25 protein-coding genes are annotated in these 25,711 nt (G+C 46.0%); 11 read left to right on the top strand and 14 right to left on the bottom strand.

All coding sequences use genetic code 11. From position 1 onward, the window contains the following. The first annotated feature begins 225 nt into the window (after nt 1-225). The 3 genes from TPSD3_RS13275 to TPSD3_RS13265 all read left to right on the top strand — a co-directional run bounded on the left by TPSD3_RS13275 (nt 226) and on the right by TPSD3_RS13265 (nt 2,920). Nucleotides 226-1,647, top strand: a complete 1,422-nt coding sequence (locus TPSD3_RS13275; RefSeq protein WP_086488998.1) for a form I ribulose bisphosphate carboxylase large subunit — start codon at nt 226-228, stop codon at nt 1,645-1,647. A 32-nt stretch (nt 1,648-1,679) separates the two neighbouring features. After that, nucleotides 1,680-2,036, top strand: coding sequence for a ribulose bisphosphate carboxylase small subunit (locus TPSD3_RS13270; RefSeq protein WP_086488997.1), 357 nt, complete (start codon nt 1,680-1,682; stop codon nt 2,034-2,036). A gap of 77 nt (nt 2,037-2,113) precedes the next feature. After that, nucleotides 2,114-2,920 carry a CbbQ/NirQ/NorQ/GpvN family protein gene (locus TPSD3_RS13265; protein ID WP_086488996.1) on the top strand — a complete coding sequence of 269 codons (807 nt, stop codon included), beginning with the start codon at nt 2,114-2,116 and terminating at the stop codon, nt 2,918-2,920. Between the two features lie 53 nt (nt 2,921-2,973). Here the strand turns inward: TPSD3_RS13265 and TPSD3_RS13260 are convergent, their stop codons facing one another. From TPSD3_RS13260 to TPSD3_RS13240, 5 genes are all read right to left on the bottom strand, one after another. Then, nucleotides 2,974-3,201, bottom strand: coding sequence for a hypothetical protein (locus TPSD3_RS13260; RefSeq protein WP_086488995.1), 228 nt, complete (start codon nt 3,199-3,201; stop codon nt 2,974-2,976). A gap of 56 nt (nt 3,202-3,257) precedes the next feature. Then, entirely contained in the window at nt 3,258-4,205 is a 948-nt protein-coding gene (locus TPSD3_RS13255) for a quinoprotein relay system zinc metallohydrolase 1 (RefSeq protein WP_086488994.1), read from the bottom strand. Next, a complete protein-coding gene (locus tag TPSD3_RS13250; protein WP_086488993.1) occupies nt 4,202-4,963 on the bottom strand; it encodes a quinoprotein dehydrogenase-associated SoxYZ-like carrier in 762 nt (253 codons plus the stop codon). Before TPSD3_RS13250 ends, TPSD3_RS13255 begins: the two co-directional genes overlap by 4 nt. 239 nt (nt 4,964-5,202) lie before the next feature. Further along, nucleotides 5,203-5,955 carry a 5'/3'-nucleotidase SurE gene (gene surE, locus TPSD3_RS13245; RefSeq protein WP_086489614.1) on the bottom strand — a complete coding sequence of 251 codons (753 nt, stop codon included), beginning with the start codon at nt 5,953-5,955 and terminating at the stop codon, nt 5,203-5,205. A 9-nt stretch (nt 5,956-5,964) separates the two neighbouring features. Beyond that, on the bottom strand, nt 5,965-7,008 hold the full coding sequence (locus tag TPSD3_RS13240) for an ABC transporter ATP-binding protein (RefSeq protein ID WP_086488992.1): 1,044 nt from the start codon (nt 7,006-7,008) through the stop codon (nt 5,965-5,967). A gap of 134 nt (nt 7,009-7,142) precedes the next feature. Here TPSD3_RS13240 and TPSD3_RS13235 point away from each other — a divergent pair, with 134 nt between their 5' ends. From TPSD3_RS13235 to rnhA, 4 genes are read left to right on the top strand one after another with little or no spacing between them, the layout of a single operon-like run. Then, nucleotides 7,143-8,441, top strand: coding sequence for a coiled-coil domain-containing protein (locus TPSD3_RS13235; protein ID WP_086488991.1), 1,299 nt, complete (start codon nt 7,143-7,145; stop codon nt 8,439-8,441). A 46-nt stretch (nt 8,442-8,487) separates the two neighbouring features. Further along, nucleotides 8,488-8,811 (top strand): YbaB/EbfC family nucleoid-associated protein, encoded by a 324-nt coding sequence (locus tag TPSD3_RS13230; RefSeq protein WP_086488990.1) that lies wholly within the window; start codon nt 8,488-8,490, stop codon nt 8,809-8,811. A gap of 17 nt (nt 8,812-8,828) precedes the next feature. After that, nucleotides 8,829-9,557, top strand: a complete 729-nt coding sequence (locus tag TPSD3_RS13225; RefSeq protein ID WP_086488989.1) for a class I SAM-dependent methyltransferase — start codon at nt 8,829-8,831, stop codon at nt 9,555-9,557. Then, the gene (gene rnhA / locus TPSD3_RS13220; RefSeq protein WP_086488988.1) at nt 9,558-10,025 is read left to right on the top strand and encodes a ribonuclease HI; all 468 of its coding nucleotides are present in this window, start codon (nt 9,558-9,560) and stop codon (nt 10,023-10,025) included. 25 nt (nt 10,026-10,050) lie between these two features. Here rnhA and TPSD3_RS13215 read toward each other — a convergent pair whose 3' ends face one another. After that, nucleotides 10,051-10,545, bottom strand: coding sequence for a GNAT family N-acetyltransferase (locus tag TPSD3_RS13215; RefSeq protein ID WP_086488987.1), 495 nt, complete (start codon nt 10,543-10,545; stop codon nt 10,051-10,053). A 199-nt stretch (nt 10,546-10,744) separates the two neighbouring features. On the opposite strand from TPSD3_RS13215, the gene TPSD3_RS13210 reads away from it, so the two are divergent. Genes TPSD3_RS13210 through TPSD3_RS13200 form a run of 3 tightly spaced genes read left to right on the top strand, consistent with a single transcriptional unit; the run spans nt 10,745 to nt 13,802 of the window. Beyond that, nucleotides 10,745-11,665 (top strand): ABC transporter permease subunit, encoded by a 921-nt coding sequence (locus tag TPSD3_RS13210; RefSeq protein ID WP_280938427.1) that lies wholly within the window; start codon nt 10,745-10,747, stop codon nt 11,663-11,665. After that, the gene (gene livM, locus TPSD3_RS13205) at nt 11,665-12,996 is read left to right on the top strand and encodes a high-affinity branched-chain amino acid ABC transporter permease LivM (RefSeq protein ID WP_245391606.1); all 1,332 of its coding nucleotides are present in this window, start codon (nt 11,665-11,667) and stop codon (nt 12,994-12,996) included. Before TPSD3_RS13210 ends, livM begins: the two co-directional genes overlap by 1 nt. Then, the gene (locus TPSD3_RS13200) at nt 12,993-13,802 is read left to right on the top strand and encodes an ABC transporter ATP-binding protein (protein ID WP_086488985.1); all 810 of its coding nucleotides are present in this window, start codon (nt 12,993-12,995) and stop codon (nt 13,800-13,802) included. The genes livM and TPSD3_RS13200 overlap by 4 nt, the downstream gene beginning before the upstream one ends. 165 nt (nt 13,803-13,967) lie before the next feature. Here the strand turns inward: TPSD3_RS13200 and TPSD3_RS18160 are convergent, their stop codons facing one another. The 7 genes from TPSD3_RS18160 to pckA form a co-directional block, all read right to left on the bottom strand. Next, nucleotides 13,968-14,102, bottom strand: a complete 135-nt coding sequence (locus TPSD3_RS18160; protein WP_280938426.1) for a hypothetical protein — start codon at nt 14,100-14,102, stop codon at nt 13,968-13,970. Beyond that, a complete protein-coding gene (locus TPSD3_RS17620) occupies nt 14,103-14,264 on the bottom strand; it encodes a hypothetical protein (RefSeq protein WP_176329874.1) in 162 nt (53 codons plus the stop codon). Continuing rightward, nucleotides 14,261-14,737: a type II toxin-antitoxin system VapC family toxin gene (locus tag TPSD3_RS13195; protein WP_086488984.1), complete on the bottom strand. Its 477-nt coding sequence runs from the start codon at nt 14,735-14,737 to the stop codon at nt 14,261-14,263. The genes TPSD3_RS17620 and TPSD3_RS13195 overlap by 4 nt, the downstream gene beginning before the upstream one ends. Nucleotides 14,738-14,774: 37 nt before the next feature. Then, complete coding sequence (locus TPSD3_RS17325) at nt 14,775-15,683, bottom strand: WD40 repeat domain-containing protein (RefSeq protein WP_140048563.1); 909 nt, start codon at nt 15,681-15,683, stop codon at nt 14,775-14,777. Further along, nucleotides 15,623-18,700: an nSTAND1 domain-containing NTPase gene (locus tag TPSD3_RS13175; RefSeq protein ID WP_086488983.1), complete on the bottom strand. Its 3,078-nt coding sequence runs from the start codon at nt 18,698-18,700 to the stop codon at nt 15,623-15,625. The genes TPSD3_RS17325 and TPSD3_RS13175 overlap by 61 nt, the downstream gene beginning before the upstream one ends. 96 nt (nt 18,701-18,796) lie before the next feature. Further along, nucleotides 18,797-23,095 (bottom strand): AAA and adenylate/guanylate cyclase domain-containing protein, encoded by a 4,299-nt coding sequence (locus tag TPSD3_RS13170; RefSeq protein WP_086488982.1) that lies wholly within the window; start codon nt 23,093-23,095, stop codon nt 18,797-18,799. A 196-nt stretch (nt 23,096-23,291) separates the two neighbouring features. Then, nucleotides 23,292-24,845, bottom strand: a complete 1,554-nt coding sequence (pckA, locus tag TPSD3_RS13165; protein WP_086488981.1) for a phosphoenolpyruvate carboxykinase (ATP) — start codon at nt 24,843-24,845, stop codon at nt 23,292-23,294. A 229-nt stretch (nt 24,846-25,074) separates the two neighbouring features. On the opposite strand from pckA, the gene TPSD3_RS17320 reads away from it, so the two are divergent. Beyond that, on the top strand, nt 25,075-25,314 hold the full coding sequence (locus tag TPSD3_RS17320; protein WP_140048562.1) for a hypothetical protein: 240 nt from the start codon (nt 25,075-25,077) through the stop codon (nt 25,312-25,314). Nucleotides 25,315-25,322: 8 nt separating this feature from the next. Here TPSD3_RS17320 and TPSD3_RS13160 read toward each other — a convergent pair whose 3' ends face one another. Then, nucleotides 25,323-25,667 carry an H-NS histone family protein gene (locus TPSD3_RS13160; RefSeq protein ID WP_086488980.1) on the bottom strand — a complete coding sequence of 115 codons (345 nt, stop codon included), beginning with the start codon at nt 25,665-25,667 and terminating at the stop codon, nt 25,323-25,325. Nucleotides 25,668-25,711 lie beyond the last annotated feature (44 nt).

The raw sequence follows: 25,711 nt of genomic DNA, 5'->3' as shown, positions 1-25,711 counted from the left end.
GAGTTCAACCCAAAAAAATGACTCTTCTATAGGCATCGCGCCGCAAAAGCAAAACAGCAACGAGGGGCTGTTGCGTCATGCCAATACAGATAAGCGAGTATCCATATCGTTAAGTTCAGTATCATGATTACATCTTAAACAATCTGACTGACTGGCTTGAATTTCAATCTTCCGACTCAGATTCTAGTCCATTCAAATAAAACAGGAATGAGGAGAAACTCAATAATGGCTGTTAAAACTTATAATGCTGGCGTTAAAGAATACCGAGAAACTTACTGGGAACCCCATTACACCATCAAAGACACCGATATTTTAGCGTGTTTCAAAGTTGTGCCACAAGCAGGCGTTCCCCGTGAAGAAGCCGCTGCCGCTGTTGCTGCTGAAAGCTCTACGGGAACATGGACGACCGTTTGGACTGACTTGCTCACCGATTTAGACCACTACAAAGGTCGTGCTTACGCCATTGAAGATGTCCCCGGCGATGACGAAGCATTCTACGCATTTATTGCTTATCCCATTGATCTATTTGAAGAAGGTTCTGTAGTCAACGTGTTTACCTCACTGGTGGGTAACGTGTTTGGTTTCAAAGCCGTGCGCTCTTTACGTTTAGAAGATGTGCGCTTTCCTATCGCTTACGTGATGACCTGTAACGGGCCGCCCCATGGTATCCAAGTAGAGCGCGATATTCTGAACAAATATGGCCGTCCTTTATTGGGATGTACGATTAAGCCTAAATTGGGCTTGTCCGCGAAAAACTACGGACGCGCCGTTTATGAATGCTTGCGCGGTGGTTTGGATTTCACCAAAGACGATGAAAACGTCAACTCACAACCTTTCATGCGCTGGCGGCAACGTTTTGATTTCGTGATGGAAGCCGTTGATAAAGCCGAACAAGAAACCGGCGAACGCAAAGGCCACTACTTAAACGTCACCGCACCCACTCCCGAAGAAATGTATCGCCGTGCCGAATATGCCAAAGAACTTGGCTCACGTATTATTATGCACGACTATTTAACAGGTGGTTTCTGTGCCAACACCGGTTTAGCGCAATGGTGTCGCAATAACGGCATGTTGCTGCACATTCACCGCGCCATGCACGCCGTGTTAGACCGTAATCCACGTCATGGGATTCATTTCCGCGTATTGGCGAAGGCTCTGCGTTTATCGGGTGGCGATCACTTACACTCTGGTACGGTTGTGGGCAAATTGGAAGGCGACCGCCACGCGACTTTAGGTTGGGTGGATTTGATGCGCGATTCCTTTATTAAAGAAGATCGCAGTCGCGGAATCATGTTTGATCAAGACTGGGGTGCTATGCCGGGTGTCATGCCTGTGGCATCAGGTGGCATTCACGTGTGGCACATGCCGGCGTTGGTGACTATTTTCGGTGATGATGCTGTATTGCAATTTGGTGGTGGTACATTAGGCCATCCTTGGGGCAATGCTGCCGGTGCCGCTGCCAACCGCGTGGCTTTAGAAGCCTGCGTAGAAGCGCGTAATCGTGGCGTAGCCATCGAAAAAGAAGGCAAACAAGTCCTGACCGATGCCGCACAACACAGTCCCGAATTGAAAGCCGCCATGGAAACATGGAAGGAAATTAAATTCGAGTTCGACACCGTCGATAAATTAGACGTAGCCCACAAGTAATCCCAGTTTCTGACCCGCAAAGGAGTGATCCCATGAGCGATATTCAAGACTACAATTCAAGCCTTTCCGATCCCAGCAGCCGTAAATTTGAGACTTTCTCTTATTTACCAGAAATGACTGCGGCGCAAATTCGCCAACAAGTTCAATATATTGTGTCTAAAGGCTGGAATCCTGCCGTTGAACACACTGAACCTGAAAATGCCTATGACCATTATTGGTACATGTGGAAGTTGCCGATGTTTGGTGAAACGGATGTGGATAAGATTTTGGCTGAAGCCGAAGCCTGTCACAAAGCCCATCCTGACAATCACGTGCGTTTGATTGGTTATGACAACTATGCCCAATCTAAAGGCGTAGAAATGGTCATTTATCGCGGCAATCCCGTGTAAAAACCAATCACACCCCGTTTTACGACGGGGTGTATTCACCTGTCATTCATCCTTTCATTTCCGTTTGGAGTGTCCTTATGAGCGATTCTCTGCGCGATCAATATCTTATCCCAAGCCAACCTTATTACCGTGCGGTGCATGACGAAGTCACTTTATACGAAGCGGCGTATTCTGTGCGGATGCCGGTGATGTTAAAAGGGCCAACCGGTTGCGGTAAAACCCGTTTTGTCGAATACATGGCATGGAAGTTACAAAAGCCACTGATTACCGTGGCGTGTAACGAAGACATGACGGCTTCTGATTTAGTGGGTCGTTTTCTGCTCGATGCCAACGGCACACGCTGGCAAGATGGCCCTTTGACGGTTGCGGCGCGTATTGGCGCGATTTGTTACTTAGACGAAGTGGTGGAAGCGCGTCAAGACACGACGGTTGTGATCCATCCTTTGACCGATCACCGTCGCGTTTTACCTTTAGAGAAAAAAGGCGAATTGGTCAGCGCACATCCTGATTTTCAAATCGTGATTTCTTATAATCCCGGTTATCAAAGCCTAATGAAAGATTTAAAACAATCGACTAAACAACGTTTTGGTGCATTAGATTTTGATTATCCCAAGCCTGAAATTGAAGCAGAAATTATTGCGCATGAATCAGGAATTGGCAAAGATTTGGCCGATAAATTGGCGCAAATCGCACAACGTTCGCGCAATTTAAAAGGGCATGGTTTAGACGAGGGAATTTCGACTCGTTTACTGGTCTATGCGGGTCAATTGGTGGCCAAAGGAATCGATGCCCAAGCGGCTTGCCGTATGGCTTTGGTGCGTCCTTTGACGGATGATCCCGATATGCGTGATACTTTGGATGCGGCCATTAATACTTATTTCTAATGTTTAATGCAACAGCTTAACTCATTATATTATCGAGTGGGCTGTTGCATTTTTTAAGCACCGAAAATCGTTTTAATATCTCGATCTAAAATCGCCTCATAACGCATAAAAAAACTGTGGGCTTCTTCGATACAACGTTGGATATTTTCAGGAGAATTATCCGCTTGCACCGAACGAACAATTCGAGACAACAACATACTGGCCGGCACCGTTTGCAAGCGATAATTTTGCTGCCCCGTCACCAGACGATTCCAGCGGGTATCTGTCTTTTCAGGTAACATAAACACGTCCACTCCTCCGTTTTCTCTCCTAAATGCAATCTTCTCAACACGCCGCGCTAACGCACGACAGACACGGCCGTTAAGGTGTCGTTTTCCAACGCGGGATACAAATGGGTGACAGAACGCTCAAATTCTCGCTGTCCGACTCCCCAAGTGGCGAAAGGTTCAGGCAAAGCCACCCGCATGACTTCTGCCATCGATTCCCCTTGTTCTACGGAATCCATCAAGGTTTTTTCTAGCCACGATAAATAACGCATCGTTTGCTCCACCGCGCTTAAATCAGTCACCACCTCGCCATGAGACGGCACCATCAGGGTAAATTTTAACGTTTTCAGTTGTTCTAATGCGTGCATCCACTGGCGTAAATGGGCATGAGGGGTGGTGGGGACGCGCTCGAAAAACACCAAACCGCCCGCAAATAATACACCTGTATGATGGTCTAAAATCACCAAATCGGCATCGGTATGTCCTTGTAAGGCAATGAATTCTAAGCGATGTTGACCGATAACCATTTGTTTTTCCTCAATCACGCTGTCAGGTAAAACAGGCTCCGTCCCTTGCATCCAACGCCCCACCATACGATATAAATTATCGGTCAACATATCGGCTTCTTCTCGCATCACCTCAATGGTTTTCGCCAAGGCAAACCGCGGGACATCAAGAAACGCCTGATTGCCCAAAAACCGATCCGGGTGGCTGTTGGTATGTAACACCTTAATAATCGGCTGATCCGTCAAGGCGTGAATGGCCGCTCGCAATTGTTTCCCGTACTGTTTAGATGGCCCCGTATCGATAACCACCACGCCTTCCTGCGTCACAATAAAAGCCGTATTAATAATATTACCGCCATTTTTCACGCTAAAATCTTCATTAACACCTATTAATACATAAGTATTTTCGGCAATTCGACGCGGCTTTAATTGGTAATCCAATTCATTGGCGAACAGTGACGCGGAAAATAGGCAAACAATTCCAGAAAGAAAAGAGAAAAAAATCATTTTCATGGCATTAATTCCGCCTTAAATGTATTGCCATTATTATCTTTACTGTATAGCTGTAAGGGGAAAGATAATGTTTTTGGTAATTCAAAAGTAAATAAAGGATTTTCACTGACGGGTTCATAAGGCTGTAGCGTTAAAATAGGCGTACCGTCTGCCGTGGTCAAGGTCATTTGTTCTAAGTAAAAAGCAGGAATCCCAGACACCAAGCCCGTATCCATCGGGTGCATCATCCGAATTTTTAAACGCTGTAATTCTGGTGTTTTTTCCCAAAATCGAGCATAAACTTGACCCAAATGCTCTTCCCAATTGCCTTGTACTCGTCCCGCACTGGGTAAAGTACAACCACCGCCAGCCGCGTCAATCCAACGTCCGCCAACATACCAAGTGCCTTCACTCAACACCGCAACACGTATGGGACTGGCTTGTTGCAATTTAATATCAAAAGCCAGAAACGGTAAGGCCTGCTGTGGGAAAAATTCTAAAACCTTGGGTAAAGGGTTAAAATCCGCTAAAACCAATATTTTTTCAATTTTTTCTATGCCCGTCATGCGTATGGCAATGGGTACACGCAGAGAATTTTCCGCACTTTCTGGGGAAAAAACCTGAATGCGATCATCAAACTGCACGGGATGACCGCTTAAAAATGCCCGATACATGGTTGGCCATTGCACAGAATCAAGCGGATCAGCCACAATAGCCCACGTCCCCGTACCATATCCCCACAACAGCAGCAACAAAACGTATTTTTTTATAGACTCCATAACCCCCCCGACCAATAACAAACAAAAATTAAAAACAAACCCACACCGCACTACTCAGCGTAATGAATGACTTAAATAGAAAGATAAATATGGAATATTAAGCAACGACTCCTATTACCATTGCATTGAATAACAAAACAAAGGTAATAGGACAGTGAACTTTGGTTTTATAGAACTATAAGAAAAATAAGGGGTAAAGTAAAGAGATTTACGCCTTGAATCGGAGAAAATAGACAGAACTACTCCGCGTTTAACCACGTATTAACCAATTCCATCGCCTGATAACTGGTTAAATCCACGTGCAACGGAGTCATTGAAATATAACCATGACGCAACGCATAAAAATCAGTGCCTGTTCCTGCGTCTTGTTCTCCGCCGGGTGCGCCGACCCAATAAATATCGCGGCCACGAGGGTCTTTGGCTTTGATCACCGCTTCGGCACGATGGCGAGACCCCAAACGAGTCACCTGAAACCCCGCCACCTTATCCCAAGGACAATCGGGAACATTGACATTTAAAATCGTATTAACAGGCAACACCAACTGCCGCATCGTCAACCGATCCAAAATCATATCAATCGCTTGTGCAGCCGTATCAAAATGTTCCCCCGGATAACCCGCTAAAGAAACCGCAATCGCCGGCAACCCCAAAGATCGCCCTTCCATTGCCGCGGCCACCGTTCCCGAATACAACACATCATCGCCCATATTCGCACCCATATTGATACCCGAAATCACCATGTCTGGTAATTCGCGTAACAATCCCGTCAACGCCAAATGCACACAATCCGTCGGCGTGCCATCCACGTAAATAAAACCATTGTCCGCCGTAGAAGCCCGCAACGGAGATTCCAAAGTTAAAGAATTACTGGCACCACTGCGATTGCGGTCAGGCGCGACTACCGTCACCTCAGCGCGTTTTTTCAGCATGGTGACTAAACAATGCAGCCCCGGTGACAAATAACCATCATCATTACTCACTAATATTTTCATCATATCCATTTAATCCACAGCAAAAGCCACCCATTCACGATCAACCAAACGAAGCGTTAGCACCTCATTTAACGCATAATGCGGCTGGCTCGGTAATAAACAATAAACCCGATCTCCACTGGGCAAACGCAGCGTATAAAGCGTATCTGCACCTTTAAAAGCCCGTTGTTCAATGGAAGCGTGCAGCGAACCGTGCGGATCAATCACCACATCATCCGGGCGAATTAACACATCCAACCATTGACCGTTACACGTATTTTCTACGGCGGCCACCGTAATTTCACCCAATTCCGTCATGACCCGACCATTGGGTAAACGTTGCCCGCGAATCAAAGCACTTTGCCCAATAAAATTAGCCACAAAACGATTAGCTGGATGATGATAAATGGTAAATGCCGTATCCCATTGCACAATTTGCCCGGCCGACATCACGCCAATTTTATCGCTTAACGCAAAGGCTTCGTGTTGATCATGGGTGACTAATAATGCAGTAATGCCTTGATTTTTCAAAATATCGCGCACTTCTACACTTAAACGCTCCCGCAGATCAACATCCAAATTAGAAAAAGGCTCATCTAACAATAACATCGCCGGCTGTGGAGCTAAAGCCCGCGCCAAAGCCACCCGTTGCTGCTGGCCGCCTGATAATTCATGGGGATAACGTTGGGCATAATCGGATAAACCCACCACAGCTAGAAAATGCCGCGCTCGCGCTAACCGCTCCGCTCGCGGAAGCGTGCGTAATCCAAAACGCACATTATCCAATACCGTTAAATGAGGAAATAAGGCATAATCTTGAAACACCATCCCAATCTGACGCTGTTCTGGAGCTAACATCTGCTGGGGTTTAGAAAGAATGCGATCTTGTAAACGGATAATGCCTTGCGTAATCGGTTCAAAACCCGCAATAGCCCGTAATGCCGTGGTTTTGCCACAACCGCTGGGGCCAAGCAGACAAATTAATTCACCGGCAGCAATGTCAAAGCTAAGGTTTTCAAAAACAACATGTTGTGCGTATTGGCACGTGACATGGGCGAGGCTGAGTAAAGTCATTGTGTATTCATAATAGGCACAGTAAAATTCTCATCATAATCGCAATAAAAACCGTTGTCAGCCCTAAATTTAGCCCTAAATACGAACCAAGCCCTTTTCACCTCGTTAGCCTCTTGATGAACTGGAGAATTGACATGACACAGAAATTTCAAGCACATTCTACCCGATTACTGCGCTACGCCTTATGTGTTGTATTGGGCTGGCCGGCCTCTGGCGTAATGGCACAAGAAACACAAAACCCACAAGACCCCGCCCCCGCAGCCAACAACGATACCACAACCCTACAACAAGTCGGACAATGGTGGCAACAATCCAAAGAAGTCACCGGCCAATGGTGGGACAGCTCACGCCAACTGCTTGGTACACTTAGCGAACAACAAGATAACCCTGAATTTGCCGAAGTATGGAAAAAAATCACACCCACCCTCAGCGAAATTGACAAATTACAAGCAGAACAAACCCTTTTACCAGAAAAATCATGGTTTAGCCGCGATCAAGCCCAGCAACAACAATCAATTAATGCGTTGTTAGACGAGGCGGTGGAGATTTTAGGCATTTCTGAAACCAACCAGATTCGCACCAAAATCCACGCGCTCAACGAAGCCATCGCCAAAGCCAACAGCCAAATTGCACAGTATCGCCAAGAAAAAATCAGCGCGCCCACGCAATCCAAGTGGAAAACGACGGTAGAAGGTTTTGATCAGAAAATCCAAGCCTTAGAAGCCGATATTCGCCGTTATCAACAGGAGATTGATCAACTAAAAACCTTATTTATCCAGAGCTTAGAACGCATTGGCGTGCGTTTAACCCAAGAACAATTGGATTTACTCATGTCCAGCGTGGTGGGAGATGATATTATTCAAAGCAGTATCGTCTATGCTAATGTGCGACAAATGAGTGAACAACTCATGATTTTGACCGAAGAAAGCGGTGAAAATTTAGACATTACCCGTCGTTACTACGCCATGTACACTGTTTTACTCAAAGTGCTACTGCACATGCAGCAGCAATTCATGACCAAAGTAGAACAAGATTATTTACCCGCCATTGAGCGAATTGCCAGCGACGTGCAAGCCGTGCGCAAAGAAACCGAACAACTACTACGCACCGCTGACCCGCAACGACATCCGCATTTAAGCGCAAATCTCAATGCGCAAGAGTTGACGTTAAAAGCCTCTGGTTTGTATCGTCAACATTTACAAGAACAACATGCTAAAATGCAGCACGCTTATGCCAAAACACAAGCTGATCTCGCTGTGGCACAAAACACACTACAAACAGTCACCCTCAGCGGTGAATTGGTGAATTTGTTGCGCACCAGTCAAGATGCGTTTGGCTTGCTATTGACCATTGAAGTGCCTGAATTACTGGTATTTGATAACACGCAAATGAAACAAGAATTTGCCTTGTTGACCGAAAAACTAACCCGTTAATTTAATTTTTAATTCTCAACATCTCAACTTTAAGGAAAATCTACAGATGAAAGGTGGCTTATCTGGCTTGATGAAACAAGCGCAAAAAATGCAAGAAAATATGCAGAAAATGCAGGAAGAATTAGCCAACATGGAAGTCACTGGCGAAGCGGGTGGCGGTTTGGTGCAAGTCGTGATGACGGGGCGGCATGATGTGCGACGTGTTGCGATAGATGCGTCTCTGATGGGCGATGACAAAGAAATGTTAGAAGATTTGATGGCCGCTGCGGTCAATGATGCCGTGCGTAAAATTGAAAAAGCCAATCAAGAGAAGCTGTCCGGTTTGACGGGAGGACTTGATTTACCCAGCGGCTTTAAAATGCCTTTTTAACAAGGACTTAACCACTTGTGGCAACCCGTACCGCCCAACTTGATGCGTGGTTTGAAACCCCATTAGGACAACGAATATTGCGGGTGGAAACGCAGAATTTATCCACGTTATTACCGCAATTATTTGGTTTTCATTTAGTACAAATTGGCAGCATTGGACAGGGGCAATTATTAGAAAGTAGCCGTATTCGCCACAAGTGGATATTGAGCCGATCTTTAGACACGCCGTCGCCTTGTGTTTACGCGCATGCGACGGCTTTGCCGTTTGCCAATGACAGCGTGGATGTGGTGGTATTGCCGCATATTTTGGATTTTGAAGATCATCCGCATGAAGTGTTACGCGAAGTGCAGCGGGTATTGATTCCTGAAGGACACGTGATTATTTTAGGTTTTAACCCATTGAGTTTATGGGGATTGTGGCATTGGTTTTTGTTAAAAAGAGAAGTTGCCCCGTGGTGTGGGCGTTTTTTGCCGATTTTGCGTATTAAGGACTGGTTAGCTTTATTAGGACTGGATGTGGTGACGCAGCGTACCTTTTTTTTCTCTTTGCCGTTGCAACGACAACATTTTATTCGTACGGCGCAGCAACTGGATCAATGGGGAGAGCGTTGGCTGCCCACAATGGGCGCAATTTACGTGTTAGTGGCGTGCAAAAGAGTGTTACCTTTAACCCTGATTCGTCCCCGTTGGCAACAGCAACCCGTGTTGGTGACTTCGGGCATGGTCGGCATGAATCGAGAATCGTAGATGAGCCAAGAAAATCAACCAAAAATCGTCGAAGCCTTTACCGATGGCGGTTGCCGTGGTAATCCCGGTGTGGGCGGTTGGGGTGTGCTACTTCGTTATGGCGCGGTGGAAAAACGGTTTTACGGTGCAGAAGCGCACACCACCAATAATCGTATGGAATTAATGGCTGCCATTATGGCCTTAGAAAAATTAACACGACCTTGCACCGTGCGCCTCACCACAGACTCCAAATATGTACAACAAGGCATCACCGAATGGATACACGATTGGATTCGAGTCAATTGGCTGCGTAAAAGTCGGCCGATCATGAATGTCGATTTGTGGCAACGTTTACATGCGGCTGCGCAACGGCATCACGTCGAATGGTGCTGGGTGCGCGGACATCAGGGACATCGAGAAAATGACATCGCCGACGCACTCGCCAATCAAGCGATGGATGAATTTTTACAGTCATCCACTCAGCATTAAACACCAATGAACCTTGTCATTAAGGTCAATCATTCGCCAGCCATTTATACATCACATAAATATCCACATAAGTCTCGTTTCTCAATTTAAATGCCCTATCCAAAACACCCGCAATTTTAAAACCATTCTTTTGCCAAATCCCCACGGCAATTTTATTGGTAGATACCACAAAATTATATTGCATGGCTTTAAATCCGGCGGCCAGAGCCATTTGTTGCGAATGCTGACACAATGCGTTTGCTACGCCTTGTCCTCGCGCTTTTTCTGCCACGACATAGCCAGAATTTGCCACGTGCGCGCCCAAACCAATTTGATTGGCTTTTAAATAATAAGTGCCAATCACCTCTCCTTGCTCATTACACGCGACATAAGTGGCTTGTGCCAATTCCAGCCATAAATGCCGCAATTCCTGCTCGGTGATATTTTGCGGATAAGCATAAGTTTCTCCCGCGGCAAACACAGGTTGCATCATTGCCCACATTTGCGGCCAATCGGATTCTTGATAATGTCTAATTTCCATTTTATTTTTCCTATTTTCGCTTGAGAATAATCAGTGTAAAACAATAAGCGGTCATCGGGTGATGATTTTTATTTGCCTTTTGTCTCGTTATTTTTTATGCTTAACAGCGATTTGAATCTGCGAGATAACAATTTATTAACCCAGCCAGTGTCTTTAATCTTGTTTTAATTTTGCTGGCTGCATAAACCATCGGTGATAAATGACTATGGAATACTTTATTCAACAATTGATTAATGGCATTACGCTAGGGGCGATTTATGGATTAATTGCCATTGGTTATTCAATGGTTTATGGCATTATTGGTATGATTAATTTTGCGCATGGTGAAATTTTTATGATGGGTGCATTTCACGCGCTGATTGTTTTTTTAATTTTAGGTGCATTGGGAATGACTTGGATTCCTTTGGCGTTATTCATTGTGTTAATTGTTGGCATGTTATTAACGGCGACTTATGGTTGGACGGTGGAGCGTTTGGCTTATCGACCGTTACGGGGTTCATTTCGGCTTGCGCCTTTAATTTCAGCGATTGGCATGTCTATTTTTTTACAAAATTATGTGCAGTTATTACAAGGCGCACAAGTGAAACCTTTACCGCCTGTGATTGAAGGTGGATTTATCTTAATGCAGAAGCAAGATTATACTGTGGTATTAAGTTATTTACAAATTTTAATTGTGGTTTTAACTATTGTATTAATGACCGCGTTTTCTTTATTAATCAGTAAAACTAAATTGGGACGAGAACAGCGTGCTTGTGAGCAAGATAGAAAAATGGCCGCGTTATTAGGCATTAATGTCGATAAAACTATCTCACTCACTTTTGTTATGGGGGCGGCGTTGGCTTCGGTGGCGGGAATGATGTTTTTACTTTACTATGGTGTGATTGATTTCTTTATTGGTTTCTTAGCGGGAATTAAGGCATTTACGGCGGCGGTATTGGGTGGGATTGGTTCTTTACCGGGGGCGATGTTAGGGGGATTATTGATTGGATTAATAGAAGTATTTTGGTCGGCTTATTTTACGGTAGAATATAAAGATGTGGCGGCATTTTCTATTCTGGTATTAGTCTTAATTTTCCGTCCAACAGGTTTATTGGGCAAGCCCGAAGTGGAGAAAGTCTAATGATCGGGATGGTATTAAAACAAATTGATTATTTTGAATCATTAAAACAAGCCTTTTTAGCGGCTTTATTAACGCTAGGTTTAACCTTTTTAATTTTTGGTGTGCGCACCGCACAACAAATGGGTGGATTAAGTTTTGAATTGCGCTGGCAATGGGTTATTACCGCGATGGTAATTGTGTTTTTAGGTCGCTTTTTACTCGCCACCTATTGGCAGTGGCAACGTTTGCAACATCCCCTTTCTTCCCCTGAACATTCTTATTTTCCTCGCTTGTCCCTTACGCCGCAATTTTGGCATCGTACCCATTTTATATTAGGTCTGGTGTTAATTATTGTGGCGTTACTCTTTCCATTATCGCCTTTGGCCAGCCGCTATTACTTAGATATTGCAGTTTTAGTTTTAACGTATATTATGTTGGGTTGGGGTTTAAATATTGTGGTGGGTTTAGCGGGATTATTGGATTTAGGTTATGTGGCTTTTTATGCGATGGGGGCTTATTCTTTTGCGTTATTAGCGATGCACTTTGATTGGACGTTTTGGATGGCCTTACCAATTGCGGGTTTATTGGGGGCGAGTTTGGGGGTTTTATTGGGTTATCCGGTGTTGCGCTTGCGGGGGGATTATTTGGCGATTGTGACGTTAGGATTAGGGGAAATTATTCGCATTATTTTGCTCAATTGGTACACTTTCACCGGAGGGCCAAATGGCATTTCTAATATTCCACGCCCTACTTTTTTTGGTTTAGAATTTAGCCGTACTGCTTCTGATGGTGGGCATACTTTTCATAGTTTTTTTGGTTTAGATTTTGACGTGATGCACCGTCTTATTTTTCTTTATTATGTGATTTTAATTCTTGCTTTAATGACCAATTTTTTTACCTTGCGCATTCGTAAATTACCGATTGGTCGCGCTTGGGAGGCGTTGCGAGAAGATGAAATTGCGTGTCGATCTTTGGGCATTAATCCTGTCAATACTAAATTAACGGCGTTTGGTATTGGGGCGATGTTTGGGGGCTTTGCTGGGGCTTTTTTTGCCACGCGACAAGGTTTTGTGAGTCCAGAAAGTTTTACTTTTATTGAATCGGCCATTATTTTAGCCATTGTGGTTTTAGGTGGAATGGGGCGGCAAATGGGAGTGGTGATTGCAGCGGTATTGTTAATTGGTGCAACGGAGTTATTCCGCGGTTTAGCTGAATATCGAATGGTGGCTTTTGGCGCGGGAATGGTGGCTATTATGGTTTGGCGACCTCGCGGCTTATTGGCACATCGAGAACCAACCATTCGACTTTATCCACATCATCATCAAATCACGCCGTTATCGGAGACGAAATGATGAGCGAAATTCAAGAGCATGTTTTATTAAAAGTAGAGCATTTGACAATGGCTTTTAGCGGTTTAATTGCCGTAGATGATGTGTCTTTTGTGGCGCGTAAAAAAGCCATTACGGCCATTATTGGCCCCAATGGCGCGGGAAAAACAACGGTGTTTAATTGTTTAACGGGTTTTTATGTGCCGACTTCTGGGCGTTTGTCTTTATTGCATTCGGAAAAAACATTTTTATTAGAACGAATGCGCGGCTTTCAAATTGCGCAAAAAGCAGCGGTGGCGCGGACATTTCAAAATATTCGTTTATTTCCCGGTATGTCTGTGTTAGAAAATTTAATGGTGGCGCAACATCATCGTTTAATGCGCGCTTCGGGTTATAGTCTTTTTGGCTTATTGGGTTTAAAAGCCTTTCGTCAAGCCGAGCATAATGCGGTGGAATTGGCGCGTTATTGGTTGACGCAAATTGATTTATTGTCTTATGCCGATGTGGCGGCGGGTAATTTGCCTTATGGCGCACAGCGTAAATTGGAAATTGCTCGCGCCATGTGTACTCAACCTGCGTTATTGTGTTTAGATGAACCTGCCGCGGGGTTAAATCCTGCCGAATCAGCGGCATTAAGTCAGTTGTTATTGTTTATTAAAAAAGAACATGAAGTGGGCATTTTATTAATTGAACATGATATGCGGGTTGTGATGGATATTTCGGATCATATTGTGGTGTTAGATTATGGGCGTAAAATCGCGGAAGGAAACCCGCAATCTATCCGAGAAAATCCTGCGGTTATTGCGGCTTATTTGGGAGAGGAAATATAGGTAAAGAAAACCATTACGGCAGAGATGGCATTTAACAATTCATTTGTGTGCTTATTTCTCTGCTTTAAAAGGGAGTAAAGGTATTTAGAATTTTATCAATCATACCCCGCTATTCTTTACACCGCGCCACCTCCTCCAAAAAATACCGCGCCCGTTCCGCACAAGTCAGTTAGTCAATTGGGTATGTTCACAAAAATCGTTTGTATGTGTTAATAACTGCCAGTGTGCTTCAATGGTATCTGCTGACAAATCCGCACCACACTCCCATTCAACAAAATAGCCTACATAGCGGAAAGTCATTTAATTTGTAATCGCCTTCGGCCCTGGATTGAGCAAAGGGCGTTTTGATGATCGTTCCTTTTCACGCAAGGCACTGACAATGCGTTTGAGGTCGTGACGGTATTTTTCCGTATGTAGTGTGCGGAAATGCCTTATTTCTTCTACGATGGGGTCGGTTATCATGTCAAAGCTCCTAATTCTTCGGGGGAACACAGCAACGGGCAGGCGAAGCCATAAGATTCAACGGTTTTGGCGATGAGGGTGCGGGTTGTCGCGTTGTTAATGTGCTTGAAATTCCAAGTGAGCAAATAATCCACGCCTTGCGCGGCAGCAATGGCAATGTGCAAAGCATCTTCTTCGCTGCCTTCGGGAACCGCGCCTTGTTGTATCAGCAATTCAGCCAGTTCTGTCGCTGCGTCGGAAATCATCAGATTGGGGATGTCCTGAATTAACTCTAAACGGCGTTGCGCGGCTTCAGCATTGCCCTGACTGATTTCTTCTTCCACCAGCACGGAAACTCGCAACTCGAAACGCTGCCGCTGGTTTTCCCACCAATCCAACGTAATCGCTTGCCGCCCGGCAATCACCACATCACGACTCGGTCTAGCGGTCAGGTAGCTGATAACGGAGGATTCAAGATAAACAATGGGTTTCATGCTGTGTTCACTTCATGCTGAAAATTCTTAAATTCTATCAATCCTGCTTCTTGCATCTCTCCACCTCCTCCAAAAAATACCGCTCCCGTTCCGCACAGGTTAGTCGCCAATTGGGGATGTTTGCGTCGCGGGGGTCATCTGAAATGCGTGGCGGGAGGATTTTTTTCGCATGTTCGGCCATTGCAGACGCAGAAGGGAAAGAAAGCCAAATGCGGGCGGTTTTATCATCTGACGCGGTGACAATCTGCAAGCCATCAGGGCTGAAGCGGGCTGAACGTAGCTCATCTTCATGCGGCAAAATCGCTAACTGCTCCCCCGTCTGCGCATCCCACACGCGGGCGGTGACAATCCGCGTGCCATCGGGACTGTAGGCGGCTGAGTTCACACCATCTGAATGCCCTTGCAAGGTGCGCATCTCCTGCCCTGTCAGCGCATCCCACACGCGGGCGGTTTTATCCCAAGAAGCGGTGACAATCCGCGTGCCATCGGGACTGTAGGCGGCTGAGTTCACACCATCTGAATGCCCTTGCAAGGTGCGCATCTCCTGCCCTGTCAGCGCATCCCACACGCGGGCGGTTTTATCCCAAGAAGCGGTGACAATCCGTGTGCCATCGGGACTGTAGTCGGCTGAGTTCACACCATCTGTATGCCCTTGCAAGGTGCGAATCGCCTGCCCCGTCTGCGCATCCCACACGCGGGCGGTGTTATCCCAAGAAGCGGTGACAATCCGTGTGCCATCGGGACTGTAGGCGGCTGAGTTCACACTTTCTGAATGCCCTTGCAAGGTGCGAATCGCCTGCCCCGTCTGCGCATCCCACACGCGGGCGGTTTTATCATCCGAAGCGGTGACAATCCGCGTGCCATCGGGACTGTAAGCGGCTGAGTTCACATCATCTGAATGCCCTTGCAAGGTGAGAATCGCCTGTCCCGTCTGCACATCCCACACGCGGGCGGTTTATCACTTGACGCAGTGACAATCCGCGTGCCATCGGGACTATAGACGGCAGAGTATACACAACCTTCATGCCCTCGCAAGGTGCGTATCTCCTGCCCCGTTTGCGCATCCCACACGCGGGCAGTAGCATCCTGAGACGCGGTGACAATCCGCGTGCCATCCGGACTGTAGACGGCTGAGTATACATAACCTTCATGCCCTTGCAAAGTCAGTATTTCCTGCCCCGTTTGTGCATCCCACACGCGGCTAGTATTGTCTTTACTATCCTCCCAGCCACCGTCTTCACCATCCTTCCAGCCACCTGAAGCAGTGACAATCTGCCTGCCATCGGGACTGTAGGTGGCTGAATTAACCCAACCTTCATGCCCTCGCAAAATCAGTATTTCCTGCCCTGTTAGCGCATCCCACACGCGGGCGGTTTTATCCATAGAGGCGGTGACAATCCGCGTGCCATCAGGACTGTAGGCAGCTGAGGTCACTGCTCTTTCATGCCCTCGCAAAGTCAGTATTTCCTGTCCTGTTAGCGCATCCCACACGTGGGCAGTGTAATCTAAAGAGACGGTAACAATCCGCGTGCCATTGGGACTATAGACGGCTGAATCAACCCAACCTTCATGCCCTTGCAAAGTCAGTATTTCCTGCCCTGTTAGCGCATCCCATACGTGGGCGGTTTTATCATAGCTTGCAGTGGTGACAATCCGCGTGCCATCGGGGCTGTAGATGGCTGATTTCACATAACTTTCATGCCCTTGCAAAGTGCATATTTCCCTCCCCGTCAGTGCATCCCACACGCGGGCAGTAGCATCCCGAGAAGCAGTGACAATCCGCGTGCCATCGGGACTGTAGGCGGCTGAGTTCACACTATCTGAATGCCCTTGCAAGGTGAGTAATAGCTGACCCGTTTTCATATCCCATACGAAAGCCTGCATACCTGATGTGGTCAAAAGTCGCGTCCCATCAGGACTGAAAACAGCATGACTTACACTAGTTTCATGCTCAAAAGTCCCTTGAAATTGCCGATTGATGCCGCGTGACAGCCAATTATACGCATGTGCAACAAAGGGACGATTTGGATAAGTCTCTGAATATTCAGACAAGGCTTCTAAAGCTAAACGCATCGCAGTAGCAGGTTTATCGTTTTCCATCGCCTGCCGCGCTAAATCAGCTAAAAACAGCGATTGGGTAATTAAAGCCTTATCCAAATGCTCTTTGAGCAAGCGTGTTTGACGTTCTTTCTCCGCTTGATCCTGCGCAATCTTCTCCACACTACGCTCAATCAACGCCCGCTCATCGCTGCGGATTTCTTCGGGGCGTTTTTCTAACCACTCTTGTGCGGTGGCTAAGGCTGCGCCTGATAACAGCGTATTGTCCTGCAAATAGCGTTGTAAACCTTCCTGCCAGACACGAAACGGGCGATCTTCCTGCATCCAATCGCGCACGGGTTTCCAGTAACGAATCAACGCCTCATGCGTCACTTCCACATTGTGTTCACTGGTGACCAACAGCCGCGCATCCGCTAAACGGCGAATAACCGCTTGTTGAGCCGCTTTATCAAACTGGCTTAACTCGGCCACTTTGCGCGTGTCTTCCGTGCCTTCCCCCGGTTGCACCAATTGGATAAACAAACAACGTATTTCTAACTGCCCTTCCTCACTAAAGCCTTGATAAATCGCATCGGCATGACGCGCTAATGCGAGACTTACCCCGCCAAGGTTTTCATAACTCAAATGAGACAACAGCTCACCCGTGCGCTGTTCCCACAATTGCTGCAATGTGAATTGCAACAGCGGCAATTGTCCCGACGTACCCCCCAATTCGCGCATAATCCGTTGTGGCAACTCCTCTTCAAAACGTAAACCTTGTGCCGTCAGAGGTTGCGTGATGGCTGCTAACAATTCATCATTGCCCAAATTCCCCAATAACTTATGACGGTCTGTATCAAATAACTTGGCAAATTCATTGTGATTCAGCACCGCAGTCAAAAAATCTGCCCGCAACGTAATCAACACACAAAGCGGCTGTGAAGACTGCACCATTTGCAACAACAACGCGATAAACTGATGTTGTTCAGTGGGAGAATTGAGCGTGTACAATTCTTCAAATTGGTCTATCGCCACCAAAAAACGCTTGCTTTGCGCGTGTTGTGTGCGAATACGAACAAGCACATCTTGTATTAGCGTGGCATCCTTAGCCAATTCTGTCGTCAGCGTTCTAATTTCACTGAAACGCGCCACTTGATTTATTTCTGTTTGATACAAGCCGTCTATTAACGCCGCAGCCAATTGATAAACAGCCCGATCTTGGGGACGACATTCCACAATAAGCCAATCGTTTAATTTGGGAATCAATCCCGCAAAAACCAAAGAAGATTTACCACTGCCACTATTGCCAATCACCGCCACAAATGAACGCTGCATTACCCATGCTTTTAAGGCTTCAATTTCTTTATCTCGCCCGAAAAATTGTTGAGCATGGGCTTGACGAAAAGATTCTAACCCTCTGTAAGGATTATCTAATTTTACCAAATGAGGCAAAGTTTCTATATTTAATTCACTGCCTTTTTCTAAATTTTTAATGCCAAAACTTTCAATTAACAATTGCAAGCTATAATATAAAAACTGTGCTTGTTCGGGTGTGGCTTGTTTTCCCTCATGAATAAGCGGATTGCGTAACTTGGTCAATTCATCAAAATTTAACAAACGAATGCTGAGAAAATCCTTATTTTTCGCCTTACCCCACGCATTAATAAAATCACTGTCCCGAATAATGCCCAGCAATTGCCCTAGCGTAAAATCCTGGATACTTTTACCGCGGCCGCCTTTTGCGGTTTGCTTTTCCAAATCACGGATTTTTTTCTGCGTATTTTCGTCTAAACTCCCAAAATGACGCAGCAACAATTGACGAAAAGCGTGTTCAATAATTTCAATACACTCTTTAGCCGCAACCGTATAACCACCGCGATCCAGTAAATGCTGTTTAATAAAAAAAACATGTTGCTCAAGATTCATGATAAGTACCTAAACCAAAATAATCTCATCTCTCTTTCCCCCGAGGGGTAGGGGGCGGTAGAAAAGTAAAAATTCTGAACGCTTTTAATGAATCGCTCAAATCATCGGCTGCAACCGCAACAAGCGTTCAACCCGTGCCAGATCATCGCGGGCGTTTAGGTGGGTAAAAATACGTTGGGCTTGGCGAAGGTGTAAGCGGGTGGTCAAATCGCCTGCCACCCCGTGGCGTGCCAATTCGTAATGGGCTAAACCTTCTTCATAGACCATTCCCAATTGTGCGGCTTGAGTAATGCAAGATTTCCACAACGTATGCGCCCGCTGATGACGACCCAGCAACCAATAATGTAAACCCTGCCACAATAACGCCCGCGGCTTGGCAATAGGAAATACCCGCGCATAACGCAACAACACCCCACACGCCCGACGCGATAACCGCGCAAACGCATAACGCTCTTTTGCCGATAACGGCGCAGCCGCCCGCTCGTCCGCATAAGGCTGATCGTGCGCCTCCCAACGCATTAAATAAATTTGCGCCACACTCGCATAACTCTCTAATAAATCAATCGCCATTGGCGGCGTTTTTTCTAATAAATGTGCCGTTTTTGTGGCCATTTGAATCGCTTGTTTTGGCAACCCTTGATGGGCATAAACTAACGTTAATAAACCGCAAATCCGAATCGCTTCTAATAATTGAATATCTTCACTGGGTAATTCTTGTACTGTTTTTAAACATTGCACCGCCGTGTCTAATTCGCCCAAGCGTAAAAAACCCAAAGCCTGCCCACATAATCCCCACACTTGCGCTTGCAAATCTCCCTGCTGACGCGCTAACGCATAAACCGCTTGAGATTGTTGAATATTTTGTTTAAATAAACCCTGATGATAATTAGCACAACTGAGCAAATTTAAATTTTCTAATTGGCGACGAAAATCACCAATTTGCGTCGATAATTCAATGGCACGCGCAAAACGTTGTTGACTAATACGCCACTGTCCCTGTCCCAATTCATGCACCCCAATCCACCAAAATACCCAACTCATACTCGCCAACGGTACATTTTGATCAATCACGCGCAAAGCTTGCTGCTGATAAAAATGCGCCATTTTAGGTAAAGCCAAAGTATCAGCAGTCAAACATAATCCCGCATAATTACGCGCTAATAAAGCCGCAATATGCGCATGATCAGAAACTGCTTCGGCGTGAGGTAAAACTTGCAATCGCGCATAACATCCCGTCAGCCAATCATAATCGAAATAAAGACTAAAATGAGTCAATCTCGGTTGCAATAATAAACGCCCTAATTGTTCATAAATCGCAGCCAATTGAAAATGAATATCGCGCATTTCCGCCGACATCACCGGCACCGGCAAACGAGAACCTTGACGCGCTCGCCACCATTGTTTAACCGAGAGTTGTATCATTTTGCTCCACAAGCCCAAACGAGTGCGCGGCAACGGCTGTTTAAGCAGCGTTAAAGCCTGTTCTAATGCGGCTCGACTTTGTCCTAACTGTCCCAAAAACGCATGGGCTTCACTTTGCTGACTTGCCCATTGGGCGCGTTGTTTGGCGGGAAAAATCATCAACGGATCATCGTTGAGTAACTCATTGATACGATGGTAAAAATGCAGCGTTTCTTGATAAGCCGCCCATTGTAATGCGTAATGTGCCAAGCGCGCCAACAAGGGAACTGCCCGCGATACCGACCGCGCCTGCTCCCAATGCCATGCACGTAATGCAAAAGTATCGTCTAACGCATTCAAAGCATTATCCGGCAAACGGTCGTACCACGTGGCTAAAGCCAAATGCAGGGCTTCTGTTTTGACTTCGTTTAATTGTTGATACACCATTTCTTTAATCAGAGGATGTTTAAAACGATATAACACTTGGCTTTCTGTTTCTACCGTTTGAAAAAAATGCCAACGTTCCAAAGTCACTAAACATTCGTTCATCTGAACCAGTGCTTTTTCTCGATCTGAATCGGGTAAAAAAGTCACAAAAATAATATATAATAACTCCGCATGAAACGGCACATTCATCGCACTGGTCAAGTGCAGAATTAAACGATGATAAGGCGTTAATGATCTTAATCGTTGCGCAATAATTGACGCGACATCATGAGGGAAATCATCAGGGTCTATATACGCCATACCCGAAGCCATTAAACACTGTCCATCTAACACCCGAATAACACCTTGTTCACACAACATATCGCTTAATTGTTCAGCGATTAAAGGATTGCCTTTGGCTTTTTCCTGAAACAAATGCGCCAATACCGGCGGAATATGCGGCACATGCAAGCGTTGACAGATTAACGCAATCATTTCTCCCTGCGATAAGGCACTTAAATGTAAATAATGGGTGTGCGATTGGGCGAATAAACTTTTTAACCCCGGATAAGAAGGTTGTCCTTCACTTAATGCTAAATTAACGGTGTGTTGCGTGCGGAAACTGAGAATAAATAAACACGGTAACTTTTCTTGATGTAACGAATGAAATAATCCCCAAGATGCGGAATCTAAATCTTGCGCATCGTCGATAATAAACACACAACGATGCTTGGTTTGTGACAACATTTTTCTCATAATCGTCACAACCAATTGATTTAAATTATCAGCCCGCAATTGGCCTTGTAATTGTTTGCTTAAATCATTTTCAGGAAATGGAAAAGCCAACAGTGAATTTAATAAAGGAAAATGCAACACGGCCGATGAGGAAGATTTAAAACATTCCAATAAACGAAAGGCAATATCACCGGGATCAACGCTGTGCCAAACAAAACGGATCATTTGCCGAAATAACGACCGCCACACATGATAAGGCGTGCGACGATTCACCGGTTGGGCGTAAGCAGTAAAACAAAAAGCATCCTCACCACTCGCTTGTAACGCAAAATCGTGCAAAAAGCGAGATTTACCAATGCCCATTTCTCCTTCAAGAATAATCGTACTGCCTTTATTTTCTTCTAATAACGGCTTGAGATAGCTCATTAATTGCCCGCGGGCTTGTCGTCGTCCGATCAAATCACCGGGCGAAAAATCACCGGGAATAATACTGGGCAAAGGCCGATATAGCGTGCTACCAAAACTGTGATCGCGCCATTCCAACGGCGGCAAGGTATCAAATTCCACGTAGGCCTGCGTTTGGGTGTAAGTCGCCGCATCACAAATTACGTCATCATCAGCCAATTGCATCAAATAAGCCGCTAAATCAATCACATCGCCCATCATGTCAAAATGACGACGATGCGCATTACCGCGATGTCCACACAATACCTGACCGCTGGCAACACCAATATTGCTTTCTAATTCATGATCATGCAGAATATTTTGCAAATGTAATGCAGCTCGTATCGCACGTAACGCATCGTCATCATGGGTGTGTAACGGCACGCCCCACGCCGCAATTAATACTAATCCTTTGTCATTGACCATGAATTGGACAATATTGCCCGCAAAATGGAATAACGTCTGTTGTAATTCATATAACACATCTTGCGTTTGCGTCAACCATTCTCGCATCGCCAAATCATGGGCATGTTGTGACAAATGCGGGCGGGTGGATGTTTCAAACAAAGCAGGGATATTTAAAAATAATACGCTAACCGTGCGCAATTCGGCCGTCCATTGCGTATAACCTGTGTCCAATTGTGCCAATACAATAGGAGAAATGTAACCGCGTAAAGCATGTTCCGTTTCCGGACACAATTCAATGGGTGGAATACTACGCGGTGTGAGCGGGTGCAAAATGTGTTGCAAGCGTACGTAATGCCCCAACACTTCCCCACGACAATACGCACGAATCAATTCCCACGCATGAGGTGCAATTAGGACTTGATGGGGACGGGCTTGGGTTTGAATGGCGCGGAGATGCGTCAACGCCGTGCCAGCCACAAGAAACTCCCAATGACCTTGTACCCCCCCCACCGTCGCCGCCCACACACTGCCCGCATCAACCACACTGCGCAAAACCAACGGCGTTTCCGTCGGATAAGGCGAAAAAACAGGAACATGTTGTTCATGCCATTCGTGCAACGCCAGCGCACACGCCGCCGCACGACGAGTGACGGTATTTAAATCCGGCCCCGTGATTCCCACTGGCCACAGTACCAATAAGGTCTGTCCAGAGACTTTGATAATTTCGCCGCCATGGGCGTGAATGTGATCGATCAATTGTCCAAAATAATCATCTAGGGTTTGACCTAATTCATGGAGTTGATGCGGTTGGGTGTGGGGAATGGCTTGCGTGAGTCGCGCAAACCCCGCAATTTCCGTGTACAAGAGAGCCGCATAATGTCGCTCTACTGAGGGCATGGGTTGGCTGTCGGGTTGATCCGCAAGATGTCGGCGCACCAAAGTTGGCGTGTAGCTGATGAGGGTTTCAAGAGAGGTTGTCATGGTTTCACCAAGAGAAGTACAGCGTAATCGCGTTTCTGATGGCTAATCATAGCAAGAATTTGCGCAGTGAGTCATGATCATTGCGGGGTTTGATGGCGAGGGTTGTGCGGAAAACAAATCCCAAAAAAAATCTGACCCTCTCACCAAATGAGAAGGGTCAGATTTTCTCTAATCGCTTAATCTTCAGAAGAATAAATTAAGCCACTTTATCCTGCACATTAGGCCCTGCGGAGCGCACGGCTTCGCTGACTTTGTCGGCATATTTTTTAAAGTTCTCTAGGAACATACCAGCTAATTTACGTTCTTGGGCATCGTAAGCGGCTTTATCTTGCCAAGTATTGCGCATTTTTAACACGCTGCTGTCAATACCCGGTAAGGCTTTAGGAATTTGGAAGCCGAAAATGGGATCGATTTCAAATTCAACTTGTGCCAATTCGCCTGAAATCGCGGCATTGACAATGCGACGTGATACCGAAATCGGCATCCGCTCACCGACTCCGTAGGGACCGCGCCACCAACCTGTATTCACTAAGTAGCAGGACGCATTGTATTTTTTAATACGTTCTGCCAATAATTCCGCATAACGAGTGGGATGCAAGGCCATAAATGGCGCGCCAAAACAGGCACTAAACGTGGTTTGTGGTTCAGTGACACCGGCTTCTGTGCCAGCGACTTTGGCTGTATAACCGCTTAAAAAGTAAAACATGGCTTGTTCTGGAGTCAGTTTGGCCACAGGAGGTAACACACCAAACGCATCGCACGCTAACATGACAATCGCTTTCGGATGGCCGCCGGTGCCATCGGGATGGTGGTTAGGGATTTTGTTGATTTTGTATGCGGCGCGGGTGTTTTCGGTGATTTTATCCGAGTCAAAATCGACTACGCGGCTGTTTTCATCGGTGACTACGTTTTCCAATAATGTACCAAATGTGTGACAGGCTTGCCAAATTTCAGGCTCTGCGGTGGGCGATAATTTGATCGCTTTGGCATAACAACCGCCTTCAAAGTTGAATACGCCATTGTCGCTCCAACCGTGTTCATCATCCCCAATTAAATGACGGCTGGCATCAGCAGATAAAGTGGTTTTACCCGTGCCGGATAAGCCGAAAAATACTGCCGACTCTTCATTGTCGCCGCTGTTGGCAGAGGCGTGCATGGTCATAATGCCCATTTGTGGCAAGTAGTAATTCATCACGGTAAAAATCGATTTTTTGATTTCACCACAATATTTTGTTCCACCAATGACCACTTCTCGCGCCGCAAAATTGATGGCGATAAAGGTCTCGGAGCGCGTGCCATCTTCATCCGGATCCGCATGAGCCGATGGGGCTGCGTAGACGGTAAACGGTTTAAGTAATTCATGATGACCATAATCGGACAGCGGCTCGCGGAACATGATCCATGCGAATAACGCCTGATAAGCATGTTCAGTGCGCACACTCAGGGGCATGGCATAGCGCGGGTCTGCACCGACAGACAAATCTAAGTAAAAACTTTCGTCGCTGTCTAATACATTCAATACTTTGCTTTTAAGTTGTTGAAATTGTTTTTCGGTGATGGGTTGATTGACAGCACCCCAATCGACCAATTGTTCAGTGCTGGGGTCACGCACGATATATTTGTCTTTAGCGGCTCGGCCGGTGAATTTGCCAGAGATGGCGATTAACGCCCCATCGGCAGACAAATGGGTTTCATGGTGTCTCAATGACTTTTCGATTAATTGAGTGGCAGTAAGATTTTTATGAATCATTGGGTTTTCCCTCTTAGGTACATCAATATGGACATGTCAGCCTGACCTTTCTGTCACCTCAGTATGTGAAAATAAGGAGGTAAGGTCATGTCACTCATGGTTTTTATTAAGACACACGCAATGGCAAACGACCTGTGGGCAAGCCAGTTAAGTATTAACAAGAGTAAAACCTAATTATAATTTTTTCTAATAAAATATGCGAGTACCTCAGTGAGATTTTTGGGGTAAAGTGAATTTTTTTTGCCATAACACGGGAAATCGCAGCAAAAGGCGTTTGCAAGCGATTAGCCATGAACAAGATACGTTGGAGTTTTATCAGGCGAGGGAAGAGGCGAAGGATTTGCAAACGGAGCGGAGTTTGTTTTTAATAGCGCAATGGCAGGAGCGGTTTCTGCTGTGGGGAGTGCGGTCTTGTCCCCAATGGCACTTGGGGACGAGAGATTTTGAGACCTGTAACTTTGTGGGATAAAAGAGGAATTAGGCGTTCACAATTTTCAAAGTTTCCAAACTGCCGCCGTTGGCAAGGTAGGCTTTTAACCAATTGGGGCGTTTGCCTAAGCCTGTCCATGTTTCTAAGGGATTGTTGGGATTGCGATATTGTGCGCTGGCGGTTTTGCGGCTGCGGCGTGCGCCTTCTTTGTCGCGTAAAACAACATCTTCTAATTCCAGACCTTGTGCGCGTGCCATTTCTCGCATTTGCGATTCTAGGACTTTTTGTTGTGAGCGGCGGCGTAAATGAATTAAGCCTTTAATGCGTTGTTGCACCTCTAATAATTCGGTTAATGACAGGGTAGAGAGTTTGGCTTCGATTTGGTTTTGCATTGTTTAATATCCTTTATGCGATGTGGAGAGGCGACGGATAACTA

Origin of the sequence: Thioflexithrix psekupsensis (genome assembly GCF_002149925.1) — a bacterium.
GTDB classification, from domain to species: domain Bacteria; phylum Pseudomonadota; class Gammaproteobacteria; order Beggiatoales; family Beggiatoaceae; genus Thioflexithrix; species Thioflexithrix psekupsensis.
Note: the sequence above shows the minus strand (reverse complement) of the source record. Positions and strands in the feature narration are given on the sequence as shown.

Bases quoted from the DNA above. Each gene is read 5' to 3' on its own strand.
- TPSD3_RS13275 (WP_086488998.1), top strand. From the start codon at position 226: ATGGCTGTTAAAACTTATAATGCTGGCGTTAAAGAATACCGAGAAACT.
- TPSD3_RS13270 (WP_086488997.1), top strand. From the start codon at position 1,680: ATGAGCGATATTCAAGACTACAATTCAAGCCTTTCCGATCCCAGCAGC.
- TPSD3_RS13265 (WP_086488996.1), top strand. From the start codon at position 2,114: ATGAGCGATTCTCTGCGCGATCAATATCTTATCCCAAGCCAACCTTAT.
- TPSD3_RS13260 (WP_086488995.1), bottom strand. From the start codon at position 3,201: ATGTTACCTGAAAAGACAGATACCCGCTGGAATCGTCTGGTGACGGGG.
- TPSD3_RS13255 (WP_086488994.1), bottom strand. From the start codon at position 4,205: ATGAAAATGATTTTTTTCTCTTTTCTTTCTGGAATTGTTTGCCTATTT.
- TPSD3_RS13250 (WP_086488993.1), bottom strand. From the start codon at position 4,963: ATGGAGTCTATAAAAAAATACGTTTTGTTGCTGCTGTTGTGGGGATAT.
- surE (WP_086489614.1), bottom strand. From the start codon at position 5,955: ATGAAAATATTAGTGAGTAATGATGATGGTTATTTGTCACCGGGGCTG.
- TPSD3_RS13240 (WP_086488992.1), bottom strand. From the start codon at position 7,008: ATGACTTTACTCAGCCTCGCCCATGTCACGTGCCAATACGCACAACAT.
- TPSD3_RS13235 (WP_086488991.1), top strand. From the start codon at position 7,143: ATGACACAGAAATTTCAAGCACATTCTACCCGATTACTGCGCTACGCC.
- TPSD3_RS13230 (WP_086488990.1), top strand. From the start codon at position 8,488: ATGAAAGGTGGCTTATCTGGCTTGATGAAACAAGCGCAAAAAATGCAA.
- rnhA (WP_086488988.1), top strand. From the start codon at position 9,558: ATGAGCCAAGAAAATCAACCAAAAATCGTCGAAGCCTTTACCGATGGC.
- TPSD3_RS13215 (WP_086488987.1), bottom strand. From the start codon at position 10,545: ATGGAAATTAGACATTATCAAGAATCCGATTGGCCGCAAATGTGGGCA.
- TPSD3_RS13210 (WP_280938427.1), top strand. From the start codon at position 10,745: ATGACTATGGAATACTTTATTCAACAATTGATTAATGGCATTACGCTA.
- livM (WP_245391606.1), top strand. From the start codon at position 11,665: ATGATCGGGATGGTATTAAAACAAATTGATTATTTTGAATCATTAAAA.
- TPSD3_RS13200 (WP_086488985.1), top strand. From the start codon at position 12,993: ATGATGAGCGAAATTCAAGAGCATGTTTTATTAAAAGTAGAGCATTTG.
- TPSD3_RS18160 (WP_280938426.1), bottom strand. From the start codon at position 14,102: ATGACTTTCCGCTATGTAGGCTATTTTGTTGAATGGGAGTGTGGTGCG.
- TPSD3_RS17620 (WP_176329874.1), bottom strand. From the start codon at position 14,264: ATGATAACCGACCCCATCGTAGAAGAAATAAGGCATTTCCGCACACTA.
- TPSD3_RS13195 (WP_086488984.1), bottom strand. From the start codon at position 14,737: ATGAAACCCATTGTTTATCTTGAATCCTCCGTTATCAGCTACCTGACC.
- TPSD3_RS13175 (WP_086488983.1), bottom strand. From the start codon at position 18,700: ATGAATCTTGAGCAACATGTTTTTTTTATTAAACAGCATTTACTGGAT.
- TPSD3_RS13170 (WP_086488982.1), bottom strand. From the start codon at position 23,095: ATGACAACCTCTCTTGAAACCCTCATCAGCTACACGCCAACTTTGGTG.
- pckA (WP_086488981.1), bottom strand. From the start codon at position 24,845: ATGATTCATAAAAATCTTACTGCCACTCAATTAATCGAAAAGTCATTG.
- TPSD3_RS13160 (WP_086488980.1), bottom strand. From the start codon at position 25,667: ATGCAAAACCAAATCGAAGCCAAACTCTCTACCCTGTCATTAACCGAA.